Source organism: Insolitispirillum peregrinum (assembly GCF_900156605.1).
GTDB classification, from domain to species: Bacteria; Pseudomonadota; Alphaproteobacteria; order Rhodospirillales; family Rhodospirillaceae; genus Insolitispirillum; species Insolitispirillum peregrinum.
Map to the genome: position 1 here is coordinate 88,703 of NZ_FTOA01000003.1, position 13,718 is coordinate 102,420.

8 protein-coding genes are annotated in these 13,718 nt (G+C 63.4%); 2 read left to right on the forward strand and 6 right to left on the reverse strand.

What is annotated here, in order from left to right:
• Positions 1 to 82 precede the first annotated feature (82 nt).
• The 5 genes from BW995_RS08230 to fdnG all read right to left on the reverse strand — a co-directional run bounded on the left by BW995_RS08230 (position 83) and on the right by fdnG (position 9,184).
• Positions 83 to 2,845 (reverse strand): hybrid sensor histidine kinase/response regulator, encoded by a 2,763-nt coding sequence (locus BW995_RS08230; RefSeq protein ID WP_076399735.1) that lies wholly within the window; start codon positions 2,843 to 2,845, stop codon positions 83 to 85.
• Positions 2,842 to 4,146 carry an urea ABC transporter substrate-binding protein gene (urtA, locus tag BW995_RS08235; RefSeq protein ID WP_217696061.1) on the reverse strand — a complete coding sequence of 435 codons (1,305 nt, stop codon included), beginning with the start codon at positions 4,144 to 4,146 and terminating at the stop codon, positions 2,842 to 2,844. The genes BW995_RS08230 and urtA overlap by 4 nt, the downstream gene beginning before the upstream one ends.
• A gap of 483 nt (positions 4,147 to 4,629) precedes the next feature.
• Positions 4,630 to 5,247, reverse strand: a complete 618-nt coding sequence (locus BW995_RS08240) for a formate dehydrogenase subunit gamma (RefSeq protein WP_076399737.1) — start codon at positions 5,245 to 5,247, stop codon at positions 4,630 to 4,632.
• A complete protein-coding gene (fdxH, locus tag BW995_RS08245) occupies positions 5,244 to 6,119 on the reverse strand; it encodes a formate dehydrogenase subunit beta (protein WP_076399738.1) in 876 nt (291 codons plus the stop codon). The genes BW995_RS08240 and fdxH overlap by 4 nt, the downstream gene beginning before the upstream one ends.
• 14 nt (positions 6,120 to 6,133) lie before the next feature.
• On the reverse strand, positions 6,134 to 9,184 hold the full coding sequence (gene fdnG, locus BW995_RS08250) for a formate dehydrogenase-N subunit alpha (RefSeq protein WP_076399739.1): 3,051 nt from the start codon (positions 9,182 to 9,184) through the stop codon (positions 6,134 to 6,136).
• Between the two features lie 422 nt (positions 9,185 to 9,606).
• Here fdnG and fdhE point away from each other — a divergent pair, with 422 nt between their 5' ends.
• The gene (fdhE, locus tag BW995_RS08255; RefSeq protein ID WP_084194680.1) at positions 9,607 to 10,515 is read left to right on the forward strand and encodes a formate dehydrogenase accessory protein FdhE; all 909 of its coding nucleotides are present in this window, start codon (positions 9,607 to 9,609) and stop codon (positions 10,513 to 10,515) included.
• A 214-nt stretch (positions 10,516 to 10,729) separates the two neighbouring features.
• Entirely contained in the window at positions 10,730 to 13,003 is a 2,274-nt protein-coding gene (gene glgB, locus BW995_RS08260; protein WP_076399740.1) for a 1,4-alpha-glucan branching protein GlgB, read from the forward strand.
• Between the two features lie 306 nt (positions 13,004 to 13,309).
• On the opposite strand, the gene BW995_RS08265 is transcribed toward glgB, so the two are convergent.
• Complete coding sequence (locus tag BW995_RS08265; protein ID WP_076399741.1) at positions 13,310 to 13,717, reverse strand: MarR family winged helix-turn-helix transcriptional regulator; 408 nt, start codon at positions 13,715 to 13,717, stop codon at positions 13,310 to 13,312.
• Position 13,718: the final 1 nt, after the last annotated feature.

A 13,718-nucleotide genomic window follows, 5' to 3' on the forward strand; every position in this document is an offset into this window, starting at 1 on the left:
AGATAGCCGCGATCGTGCGCGTGGCATGTGAGGCCGAAGCCACTGTGCTTTTCTTGCGGAAAGAGCGTTCAAGAGCTCCGCCCTACCCGTCCTTCGCCTGCTGGTCCAGCCACTGGCGCAGGGCTGCCAGCCCGGCGGGGCAGGTGCTGGTCAGGGCGGTGATGCCCTGTTCGATGCGCGGCCAGTCGCCGTCGCGGGCGGCGCTTTCCAGATCCTTGGCCAGCAGGCGGCTGGCGGCCATGCCGTTTGATCCGGCGCTGCCTGCCAGACGGTGGGCGGCGTCGGCGATGTCTTCGGCGTTGCGGTCCTGCGCTGATCGGTGCAGGCGGTGCAGGCTGGCGGTCAGCGAGGCTTCGGCGACCAGCGCCAGCCGCTCGACTTCGGCCAGTCCCAAGGCTTCGATCAGTTCTTCCAGCAACGGCTCGTTCAGGATGTGGGCGGCCTTGCCTGCCTCTTCATCGACAACGGGCAGGCTGTGCCCCTGACAGGCGGCGGCCAGAGCCCGCATCAGTTCGTTGGGATTGATCGGCTTGCCGACGATGCCCAGCATCCCGGCGGCCTGACAGGCGTCGCGGTCTTCGCGCATCAGGTTGGCGGTGACGGCCAGAATCGGCAACTGGCCAGCGCGGGCGCTGACCACCTGTTGCATCTGGCGGGCGGCTTCGAAGCCGTCCATGCCGGGCAGGCGGATATCGACCAGCGCCACGTCAAAATCCCGCTGTTCGACGGCGGCAACGGCTTCGGGGCCGCTTTTGGCGGTGGTGACGCTGTGACCGGCGCGGGTCAGCAGGCCGGACAGAACCTGCCGGTTGACCTCTTCGTCTTCGACCATCAGCACCGACAGCGGCGGCAGGGCGGGGATGTGCGGTACCGAGGCATCGCCGGGCAGGGCAGGCGGGCTGGTGGGGGTGAAGTCGAGCGTCACCGTAAAGGTGCTGCCGCTGCCGTACTGGCTGCTGACCGTCAGGGTGCCGCCCATGCCGTCAACCAGTCGGCGGGCAATCGCCAACCCCAGTCCCGCGCCACCATGGCGGCGTGACACCGAGGCATCGACCTGGGTAAAGGGCTGAAACAGGTCGGGCAAGGCCTCCGGGGCGATGCCGATGCCGGTGTCCTGCACGGCAAACGACACCCGCACCAGCCCGTGGCGGGCGGTCTCGGGGCGGACGCGCAGGCAGACCCGGCCCCGCTCGGTGAACTTGATGGCATTGCCCAGCAGGTTGAACAGCACTTGTCGCAGGCGGGCCGGGTCGCCGACCACATCAGCGGGGATATCGGGCGGCAGGTCGGCATCCAGCACCAGCCCCTTGTGCTGCGCCGGAACCCGCATCAGGGCCACCAGAGTGGTGATCAGCTCGTGCAGGCGGAATGGGCGCTGGTCAAAGGCGACTTCCCCGGCATCAACCCGCGACATGTCGAGAATGTCACTCAGCAGGACGGTCAGCGTTTCCCCCGACTGGCGGATGGTGTCAATCCACGCCGCCGCCTGCGGGTCGCTGGCAACGCGGCCGCGCAGCAGTTCGGCCATGCCGATGATACCGTTCATCGGGGTGCGCAGCTCGTGGCTCATCATCGCCAGAAATTCGGTCTTGGCGCGGGTGGCGGCTTCGGCGCGGTCCTTGGCGGCGCGCAGTTCCTGCGTGCGCTCGGTGACTTTGCGCTCCAGGCTGCGGTGATAGGTGTGCAGCTCGACCGCCATGTCGTTGAAGGCAACGGCCAGTTCGGCAATCTCCTGACTGCCTTCCGGCGTCACCGGCTGGTCAAAGGTGCCGCGCGACAGGGCGCGGGTGGCCAGCCCCAGTTCGCGCAGCGGGCCGGTGATGGCGCGGGACATGAAGGTGGCGGCGATCAGCCCGGACAGGGCGGCAATTCCGGCAATCCAGAAGCCGACGGTGCGCAGGCGCTCGACGCTGGCGAGGGCCTCGGAGACATCCATCTTCACCACCACCGCCCAGCGGAACGACGGCAGATAACGCCATGCCGCCAGCACGCGGGCACCGCGATAGTCGGTGGCAAAGTCAACGCCGCGTTCCCCGCGTAAGGCCCGGTTCAGCAGTTTGGTCAGCGGTTGCTCTCCGGCCAGCGGATGACCATTGCCCATGTCGGGGTCATGGCGCACCGGGCCATAGAGCACCAGACCGCCGCTGTCATCGCGCCCGGCGGCGAGGGTTTCGCCGGTGCGTCCCAGACTGATGTAATCGCCCAGAACCTCGTGGATCGGGGAGGGGTCGATTTCCACCACCGCCACCCCGATCAGGCTGCCCGCCCGCAGGATGGGGGCGGCGACATAGGCGGCAGGCTGACCGCTGGGCGGGATCTGGGCAAAGTCGGAGATTTCGCTTTCCAGCAGGGTGCGGGCGCGGTCAAACACATTGGTCAGCAGCGAGCCGCGCAACGGGCCGGTCAGCACGTTGCTGCCAACGATGGCCTGATCGCCAGAGGCAAACACCACTTCGCCCCCGGCACTCAGCAGCAACAGCGAGCGCAGCCCATAGGTTTCCGCCGAGCGCAGCAGCAAGGGCCGTAACGATCCGATATCGCGGTCCTCGACCAGTGCCGCCATTGCCTCTTGCACCGTCGGGGCGTAGGCGAGCAGCGAGACCTGCCGCAATTGCTCCTGTACCAGCGCCTCGATACGGGCGGTTTTCTGGTCGGCCAGCGAGGCGACGTTGTGGCGGATTTCGTCTTCCAGCGCCTGTTCCGAGGCGCTGAAATAGGCCCACACCACCATCACCAGCGGCAGAACCCCCAACAGCAGATAGCCTGCGGCGATTTCCGACGCCAGCCGGATGCGGCGAGGCGGACGGGGAGAGGCGGGGCGGGGGGAAACGGGGTGGGCGCTCATGGCTGACGCTCGGCGGCAGGGAGCGGCAGCGGAGCCTGCCAGTTGCCATTCCAGCCGCGATACAGGCCGTCGAGAAACTGCAACCAGTCGGCTTTGGGCAGAAAGGACGGGAACGGCACCGGGCGCACCGGTCGCTGGGAGTCCCATAAAATCTGGAAATTGCCATCCTTCTGCACCCGTCCGATGCGGACGGTTTTCCAGGTGTGCTGGGTCAGCGGGTCAATGGTGACGGTACCGCCCGGTGCGGCCATGCTCTGGCCCTTGATGGTCGAGCGGAAATCGCGGAAATCGGGCGATCCGGCTTCTTCGACCGCGCGCGCCCACAGCATGACGCCGAAATAGGCCGCTTCCATCGGGGCGGTGGTGACGGTGGTCGGGCCGTAACGGTCGCGGTAGCCGCTGACAAAGGCGCGGTTTTCCGGGGTATCGACGCTCTGGAAATAGTTGCGGGCGGCATAGTCGCCTTCCAGCGTCGCCGGGCCGATCGCCTTGACTTCGGACTCGGCAATCGAAAAGCTCATCACCGGGATGTCGTGCGGGGTGATGCCCGCCGCGCGCAGGGCCTTGAAAAAGCCGACGTTGGAATCACCGTTAATGGTGTTGAAAATGACCTCCGGCTTGCTGGCCTGAATGGCGGCGATGATGGCGGTAAAGTCCTGACTGCCCAGCGGCGCATAGGCTTCACCGACCACCTGCCCCTGCAAGGCGGTGGTCTGGGCGGTGATGATCTTGTTGGCGGTGCGCGGGAACACGTAATCCGACCCGACCAGAAACAGCCGTCGGCCCAGATGGTCGAGGGTCCATTTGATCGCCGGGATGATCTGCTGGTTGGGGGCGGCCCCGGTGTAGACGATATTCGGCGATTGCTCCAGCCCCTCGTACTGCACCGGGTAGAACAGCACCGCATCGCGCCGTTCAAAGATCGGCTTGACCGTCTTGCGACAGGCCGAGGTCCAGCAGCCGAACACCGCCGAGACCTTGTCCTGGGTGATCAGCCGTTCCGCCGCCGAGGCAAACACCCCCCAGTCGGACCGGCCATCGACCACCACCGCTTCGACCTTGCGCCCCAACAGACCGCCGTGGCGGTTGATGTCTTCGATGGCGTACAGGGTGGCGTCGGCAACGTTGCGTTCCGACACCGCCATGGTGCCGGACAGCGAATGCAGGACGCCGACCTTGATCGGCTTGTTGCGCGACTGGTTGGGCCAGGCGGCAATGGCGGTGTAGATCGCCGCCCAACTGAGCATGGCGAGCAGGACTGCCCCGACAAAGTTCCGTCTGCGTTGACCGTAATCCGACACCCGCCCGCGTCTCCGGTGATGTTCGAGGATGGTGGAGGAGAGCGTAGAGCATTGTGCGAAAAGTGGGCACCGGTTTTCGCAGGAACAATGCGGCAAATCAAAACCTGCATTGTGCGAAAAGTGGGCACCGGTTTTCGCAGGAACAATGCGGCAAATCAAAACCTGCATTGTGCGAAAAGTGGGCACCGGTTTTCGCAGGAACAATGCGACAAATCATAAGACAAGTATCCGTGTTGGGCACGGCCACAGGGCACGACAGTCCGTGCAGAAGAATGGGCTACCGCCCATACCCGTTTGGGTGCGATGCCCCCAAGCCCCCATTTTTTCTTTCACTATCAAATCAATGGGGGCCGGGGCCTGAAGGCCCCGGCGAGGTGTGGAGCAGCGCTCCACGATCCTGCCTCGCAAAACAAAGCGCGGAGACCGTTGCAGTCTCCGCGCCTGTTGGCTCCGCGCCTGTTGCTGGCGCGTGATCAGGCCAGCCTACTTTTTGCTGGTCATTTCACGGTACCACTTCGGATGATGCTTTTTGGCCCAGGCATGGGTCACCACGCCTTCGACCATCGCCCGGATGGTGCCCTTGACCCACAGTGCCGCATAGACATGGACGATGATGCTGGCAATCAGCGCCACCGCACTGGCCGAATGGACCAGCAGGGCGATACGGATCACCGGGATCGGGAAGTGGATGGCAAAGTACGGACGCCAGGCAATGATGCCCGAGCCGATCAACGCCAGCAGGCACAGGGTCATCACCCAGAACATGCCTTTCTGGCCGCCGTTATAGCGGCCAATGTCGCCGACTTCGTTGCCCTTCAGCACTTCCTTGACGCTTTTCATCCACTTGACGTCTTCGCGGTTGAGGATGTTGTGGTGCCAGTAGCGGAAGAACTGGATGAAGAAGCCGAGGAACATCACCACCCCGATGAACGGGTGCAGGATGCGCGCCAGCTGCGGCGTGCCGAAAATGCCGGTCAGCCAGAAGAACGCCGGGTAAAAGAACGCCAGCCCGGAGACCGCCAGCAGCACGAAGCAGACGGCGACGATCCAGTGGTTGATGCGTTCCGAGGCGCTGTAGCGCTGGATCAGTTTCTCTTTCATTGCTGGGCCCCCTCGTCGTGGTCTTCATCGGCCCGGTTCGGACCGGCGGTGATGTAGTGGAAGAAGCCGAACAGGCCGGCCGCAGCGATCCCCAGGGTGGCGACCGGCTTCAGCATCCCCTTCCACAGCTTGACCACCGGGCTGATCTGCGGGTCTTTCGGCAGGCCGGAATAGAGGTTCGGCTTGTCGGCGTGGTGCAGGACGTACATGACGTGCGTGCCGCCGACGGCTTCGGGGTCGTACAGACCGGCATTGTCATAGCCGCGCTGCTTGAGGTCGGCGATGCGGGTTTCGGCGACTTCCTTCATGTCCTCTTTGGAACCGAACTGGATGGCGCCGGTCGGGCAGGTCTTGACGCAGGCCGGTTCCTGACCAACAGCCACGCGGTCGGAACACAGGCTGCACTTGTAGGCTTTGTTGTCCTGCGCACTGATGCGCGGGATGTTGAACGGGCAGCCGGAAACGCAATAGCCGCAGCCAATGCAGTTTTCCTGATGGAAATCGACGATGCCGTTCTTGTACTGGATGATCGCGCCCGGCGACGGGCAGGCTTTCAGGCAGCCGGGGTCCGAGCAGTGCATGCAGCCGTCCTTGCGGATCAGCCATTCCAGCTTGCCGTTTTCCTCGGTTTCCTCAAAGCGCATCACCGTCCACGCCTGCGGCGACAGGTCGATCGGGTTGTCATAGACGCCGACGCACGAGCCGACGTCTTCGCGCAGGTCGTTCCATTCCGAGCAGGCCACCTGACAGGCTTTGCAGCCGATGCAGGTGGTCACGTCGATCAGCTTGGCCACTTCCATCGGACTCCGCGCCTCGGGGGCGGGAGTCGGGCTGGCGGAGCGGCGCATAATGTCCAGGGATTGTAATGCCATGATCAGTCAGCGCCTCACGCTTTTTCCAGGTTCACCAGGAACGCCTTGTATTCTGGGGTCTGGGTGTTGCAATCCCCGATGGCGGGCGGCAGGGCGTTGGACAGATAGCCCTTTTTGGCCACCGTCTCCCAGCCCCAGTGAAGCGGAATGCCGATCTGGTGCACGGTTTTGCCGTTGACCTTCAGGGCCTTGACGCGCTTGGTCACCACCGCCTTGGCCTTGATGAAGCCGCGCTTGGAGCTGACCTTGACGGTATCCCCGGCCTTGATGCCCTTTTCGGCGGCCAGCGTTTCGCCGATTTCGACAAACTGTTCCGGCTGGGCAATGGCGTTCAGACGAACGTTCTTGGTCCAGAACTGGAAATGTTCGGTCAGGCGATAGGTGGTGCCGACATAGGGGAACTCGTCGTGCTTGCCCAGACGTTCCTTGTCCGAGGCAAACAGACGCACCGCCGGGCTGGTGACGACCTTGGGGTGCAGCGGGTTGGTGCCCAGCGGGCTTTCCATCGGCTCGTAGTGTTCGGGGAACGGGCCATCAACCAGCTTGTCAGCCGCAAACAGACGGCCAACGCCTTCGGGGTTCATGATGAACGGGTTCATGCCGGTGTCCGGGGCGGCGTCGGCCTTGAAGTCCGGCACGTCGATCCCGGCCCACTTGTCGCCGGTCCACGAAATCAGCACCCGCTTGGGGTCCCACGGCTTGCCCTGGGCATCGCTGGAGGCACGGTTGTACAGGATGCGGCGGTTGGCCGGCCACGACCACGACCAGCCGGGGGTGTTGCCCAGACCGACGTCGGTGTTGTCGCGGCGGCCCATCTGGTTGCCCGCTTCGGTCCAGCAGCCGGAGAAGATCCAGCAGGCCGACATGGTCGAGCCGTCGTCGCGCAGGGCGGCAAAGCCCGGCAACTGTTCCCCCTTTTTGAGCAGCACCTTGCCGGTCGGGTCGGTGATGTCGCTGAGGGCGCGACCGTTCATTTCCTTCGCCAGCTCTTCCGGTGACGGCGAAGCCGGGTCGCGGTACGGCCACGACAGGTTCAGGATGGTTTCGGCACCGGGGCCGCCTTCGTCCTGATACAGCTTGCGCAGGGCCACGAACAGTTCGCCGAGGATTTCCTGGTCCGGCTTGGCTTCGCCCGGCGGCTCGGCACCCTTCCAGTGCCACTGCAACCAGCGGCAGGAATTGACGATCGAGCCGTCTTCTTCGGCAAAGCAGGTGGACGGCAGGCGGAACACTTCGGTCTGGATTTTGGCCGGATCGACGTTGTTGGCTTCGCCGTGGTTCTGCCAGAAGCTGGAGGTTTCGGTGGTCATCGGATCGATGACCACCATGTACTTCAGTTTGGCAAAGGCCGCCGAGGTCTTGTTGAAGTCCGGCAGCGAGGTCAGCGGGTTGAAGCCCTGAACGATGAAGCCGTTCATCTGGCCCTGATACATCATCTCCATCAGCTGGAGAATGTCGTACATCTTGTCCCACTTGGGCAGCCAGTCATAGCCCCAGTTGTTTTCGGCAGTGGCGTTCTTGCCCCAGAACCATTTCAGCAGGCTGACCATGAACTTGGGCGTATTGCTCCAGTAGTTCAACTGGCCGGGCTGCAGGGCCTTGGGGGTGTTTTTGGCCAGATAGCTGGCAAAGTCCGGGTGGGCCTGTTCGTTCGGCAGCGTCAGATAGCCGGGCAGGCTGGTTGACAGCAGGCCGAGGTCGGACAGACCCTGAATGTTGGAGTGACCGCGCAGGGCGTTGACGCCGCCACCGGGCATGCCGATGTTGCCCAGCATCAACTGGATCATCGCCATGGTGCGGATGTTCTGGGCACCAACGGTGTGCTGGGTCCAGCCCAGAGCATAGAGGATGGTCCCGACCCTGGTCGCCACCGCGGTTTCACCCAGATGGGCACAAACGCGCAGGAAGGCATCCTTGGGGGTGCCGGTCAGGTCAGTCACCACGTCCGGGGTATAGCGGGCGTAATGGGCCTTCATCAGGTTCCACACGCAGCGCGGATGGCTGAGCGTCGGGTCGGTCTTGGCCAGCCCCTTGTCATCCAGCTCATAGCTCCACGAGCTGCGGTCGTAGCGGCCCTTGGCCTCGTCATAGCCCGAGAACAGGCCTTCGGAGAACGAGAAACCTTCGTTGACGATGAAGGTGGCGTTGGTAAAGGCCTTGACGTAATCCCACTGGATCTTGTCGTTGGCGATCAGCCAGTTGATCACCCCGCCGAGGAACACGATGTCCGACCCGGCACGGATCGGCATGAATTCGTCGGCAACAGCGGCGGTGCGGTTGAAGCGCGGGTCAACCACGACGATGCGGGCGCCCTTTTTCTTGGCTTCGATCGCCCACTTGAAACCGACCGGATGGGCTTCGGCCGGATTGCCGCCCATCACCAGAATAAAGTCGGCATTCTTGATGTCGACCCAGCTGTTGGTCATTGCGCCACGACCAAAGGTCGCCGCCAGCGCCGCCACCGTCGGGCCGTGGCAGACACGGGCCTGGGCGTCGGTGGCGATGATCCCCAGCGCGCGCATGAATTTCTGGGTCAGGATGCCGGTTTCGTTCGACGAGGCCGAGGCGGTCAGCATCGAGGTGCTCAGCCAGCGGTTGACCGGCACGCCATTGGCGTTTTTCGCCACGAAATTGGCGTCGCGGTCGGCCTTCATGTGGCGGGCGACACGCTCGATGGCTTCGTGCCACGAGATGCGTTTCCAGGCGTTGGTGCCGGGTTCGCGCACTTCCGGGTACTTCAGGCGGTTCGGGCTGTGGATGAAATCCAGCAGACCAGCCCCCTTCGGGCACAGCGAGCCACGGCTGACCGGATGGTCCGGGTCGCCTTCGATGTGCATGATTTCGGCTTTGGCGTTCTTGGCACCATCGCCCAGACTGTACATCAGCAGACCGCAGCCGACCGAGCAGTAGGTGCAGGTGTTGCGGACTTCTTTGGCCCGGGTCAGTTTGTACTGCCGCACTTCGGCCAGGGCAGCGGTCGGGAACAATCCCAACGTTGCCATGCTGGACGTGGCCGCCAGTCCCCCTGCCGAGACCTTGAACAATTGCCGCCGTGAAAGCTGCATAACGACTCCCTCTTTACCAGACGCGCCGTGCCCCTTGGGTGGGTGGAGGGGTAGCAGGGAGCAACCCGCCCTGACCTACCCACGGCTTTGGCCCTCTTTAGGCAGATTCCGTGCCACTTGGGCAAAGCCGCATAAATCCAAGGTCTTTCGGAAAATCCCTCCGGCCAGTGCGACATTTTGTCCCACGGGTAGGGACAAAATGTCGCAGCGGGTGAGCCGGGCCAACCCCTCCGGGTGATGTGGAAATGGGCATGGATCATGTGTAGGCAGGGTAAAAAGAGGATGGATTTTCGACGCCTCCGCCCGTCTGAATGCGGCACGGGACATGGCAAAACGCACCAACACCATTGACCTTTCCTGTCAGAGCACGAATTTTGCATTCCGTTGTTGTCACCTGATCACCCGTCTACGGAGAACACCCGATGCAGCCGACCACCCCAAACACTGCCAGCCCCGACCTGAGCGAAGCGATGGCCGACGCAGGCCTGAAGCCCGGCCGTTCGCCGGTGCCGGTGCTGCTGCCCGATGGTGCGCTGGTGTTCCGGGTGCGGGCCGAACGGCTGCGCACACTGGCCAAGGATCATCCGTTGCAGGACTGGCTGGAGTTTGTCGCCCTGATCTCGGACGCGCAGGCCGACATCAGCGCCCGCGACCTGCCTCAATGGGTGGAAGACAGCCCGGCAACCGCCTGGCTTGACGATTTCGCTGCCCTGACCGCCGGGATCAAGGATCTGGTTCCGACCCCGGCGCAACAGGCTTTGGCGGAAAATGATCCGCAGGACATCCACGACATTGCCGCCCGCCTGCTGGAAGGCCGCCTGAAAGGGCAGGATCTGGCGCTGGCACCGTTCATTGTCGCCGCCCTGCAAGTGGCCTGGACCCGTCATGCTGCCAGCCAGCAGGCCGAAGACATTCACGTACAGTCGCGCGAAGGTGGCTGTCCGGTCTGTGGTAGTGCGCCGGTGGCCAGCATGATCCATATCGGCATGGAAAGCGGTGGCTTGCGCTATCTGCACTGCTCGCTGTGCAATACCGCCTGGCATCATGTGCGCACCACCTGCGTTGCCTGTGGTGAAGACAAGGGCCTGAGCTATCGTCTGATCGAAGAGCTGGGCACGGCGGTGCGGGCGGAAACCTGCGACTGTTGCCACAGCTATCTGAAGCAGGTGATGGCCGACAAGGCACCGGGAGCGGAGCCGCTGGCCGATGATCTGGCGATGCTGGCGCTCGATATCCTGCTGGCCGAGGACGGCTATCAGCCGCTGGGGGTGAACCCGTTCCTGCTGCTGGCCGATGAAGACGGCGACGACGCGGAACAGCCGGACGGCTGAGGGCGGAACAGCCGGACGGCTGATATCTGACGGGAAGTTTGCAAAGAACCGTCGTTGCGACCTTTTCAGGAACGGCGGCTCGGGATATCCTGTGGCCGCCCCGGTTGTGAGCCGGGGCGGTGCGGGGTCTTGCGCGCTGTTTTCAACAGGTTATCCCTGCGCAGGGTCTGTTGCCGCCATGCCATGCCTTTTTGTGATGTAAGGAACACCAGCAATGTCGCGTCCCCTCAACCCCGAGCAGATCGCTTCCCTGGTCTTTGGTGACGCTTGCGACCCTTTCTCCCTGCTGGGCCTGCATGCCGATCCGACCACCCATAACTGGCAACTGTGCGTCTTTGATCCCCACGCCGAGGCCATCGAGATGGTGGACCCGCGCGGCGGCATGGTGGCCCGTCTGCGCCAACTGGACGTTGACGGCGAGACCGCCGATGACCAGCACCCCGGCTGTGGCGTGTGGGTGGCGCGCGGGCCGCTGACCGCGCTGAAGGGGCTGAATGGCCGCTACAAGCTGCGCCTGCACCGGCATGGCTCCAGCCGGGATGTCGAAGACCCCTATCGTTTCGGTCCCTATCTGGGGGAACTGGATTGCCACCTGCTGGCCGAGGGCAACCACTGGCGGGCCTATGAAAAGCTGGGTGCCCATCCGGTGACGGTCGATGGCGTTGCCGGGACCGCCTTTGCCGTCTGGGCTCCGAATGCCCGCCGGGTGTCGGTGGTGGGTGACTTCAACGGCTGGGATGGCCGGATTCATCCGATGCGCCTGCGCTCCGATTGCGGGGTATGGGAAATCTTTGTGCCGGATGTGGCTGCCGGTGCCTTGTACAAGTTCGAAATCAAGGCCGCCGACGGCACCCTGTTGCCGCTGAAGTTTGACCCCTGCGCCTTTTATGCCGAACAGCGCCCGGCAACCGCCTCGGTGGTGCACGGCCTGAGAGATTTTGCCTGGAACGACAGCGAGTGGCTGAAGCAGCGCCAGAAGGGTGGCGCGCAACTGGCCGAGCCGATGAGCATCTATGAGGTGCATCTGGGATCGTGGCGGCGACGCAGTGACGAAGGCAACCGTTTCCTGACCTACCGCGAGCTGGCCGCCGAGCTGGTGCCCTATGTCAAAAGCCTGGGCTTTACCCATATCGAGCTGCTGCCGATTCACGAACACCCGTTTGACGGCTCGTGGGGCTATCAGCCGATTGGCCTGTATGCCCCAACCAGCCGCTTTGGCACCCCGGACGACTTCAAGGCGTTTGTCGATGCCTGCCATCAGGCCGGGCTGGGGGTGATCATCGACTGGGTGCCGGGCCATTTCCCCAAGGACACCCACGGACTGGTACAGTTCGATGGTACTCATTTGTATGAGCACGCCGACCCGCGTCAGGGCGAGCACATGGATTGGGGCACGCTGATTTACAACTTTGGCCGTACCGAAGTGCGGAACTTCCTGATTGCCAACGCGCTGTACTGGATTGACCAGTTCCATATCGACGGCCTGCGCGTCGATGCGGTGGCGTCGATGCTGTACCTCGACTATTCGCGCAAGTATGGAGAGTGGGTGCCGAACCACCACGGCGGCAACGAAAACCTCGAAGCTGTCGAGTTCCTCAAGCGTCTGAACGAAGTGGTCTACAGCGAGGGCTTTGGGGCGATCACCATTGCCGAGGAAAGCACCTCGTGGCCGATGGTGTCGCGACCGACCTATCTGGGCGGGCTGGGATTTGGCTATAAATGGAACATGGGCTGGATGCATGACACCCTGACCTATTTCTCCAAGGATCCGATCCACCGCCGCTTCCACCACAACCAACTGACCTTTGGCTTGCTGTACGCCTTTAGTGAAAACTTCTGCCTGCCGCTGTCGCATGATGAAGTGGTCCATGGCAAGGGCAGCCTGTATGGCCGGATGGCCGGTGATCCGTGGCAGAAACTGGCCAACCTGCGCGCTTACTTCGCCTTCATGTGGGCGCATCCGGGCAAAAAGCTGCTGTTCATGGGCGGCGAGTTGGCCCAGCCGGACGAATGGAACTTTGACGACTCCCTGCCGTGGGGCCTGCTGGCTGAAACCGGCCATGCCGGAATGCAGCGGCTGGTGGCGGTGCTGAACCACGGCTACACCGCTTTGCCGGCGCTGTACGAGCAGGACTTTGACCATAACGGCTTTGCCTGGATTGATTGCCAGGATTCTGACAACTCGGTGATTTCGTGGGCGCGCTTCCCCCGTAGTGCAGGGGCCAGGCCGGTGGTGGTGATCTGCAACCTTACCCCGGTGGTGCGGCAGGAGTACCGCATCGGCCTGCCGCGCGGCGGGCGGTGGGAATGCCTGCTCAACACCGACGATGCCGCCTATGGCGGCAGTGGTGTGCGCTGCATCGGGGCCCGCGATGCCGATGGCCGTGAAGTGATCCACAGCGACGACATTCCGTTCCATGGCCAGTCGGTGTCGATCAGCCTGACCCTGCCGCCGCTGGCAACGGTATGGCTGTCGCCAGCGGATTAGAGCATTGTGCGGAAAGTGGGAACCGGTTTTCGCAACAACAATGCGACAGAATAAAAGGTTAGATCAGCGTGCCTGCGTCAGATTTGACGCACGCTGATCCAAGAGGAGGGAAAGGCTGGATCATGGAGCGCTGCTCCACACCTCGCTGGGGCCAGTCGGCCCCAGACCCCATTCCTTTGATCATAAAAGAAAAAAATGGGGGCCCGGGGGCATCGCCCCCAAGTGAACGGTCGGGGCCTCAGGCCCCGAGCAGGTTCGGGTGGCAGCCTGCTCTTGTTTTCAAACTGTCGTGTCCTGTGGTCCCGTTCACACCAGACGGCGCAACAGGCTGGCCAACTGCTGGCGTTCATCCGCGCTCAGCCCGGCCAGCAACTGCGTTCCGACCTCGGCGCGCAGGGTGCGGAGGGTGGCGAACAGGGTTTCGCCATCGGGAGTCAGGAACAGGCTCTGACTGCGGCGGTCGTCGGGATTGGGGCGGCGGTCGATCAGACCGCGTTCGTCCAGCTCTTTCAGAACCCGCGCTATCTGTGCCTTGTCGCGTCCGGTCTGCTCGATCAGCGCGCTGGCCGGAATGCCGGGATGCCGTCCGATGATGGCCACCGTTTTTGCCTGAAACGGCGGAATGTCGTGGGTGTCACGTAGCAAGGCCGCACGCAGGGTGCTGCGGAAACGGTGGCTGAGCGCCCCCAGCAGGTCGGCAATATCCTCGGACATC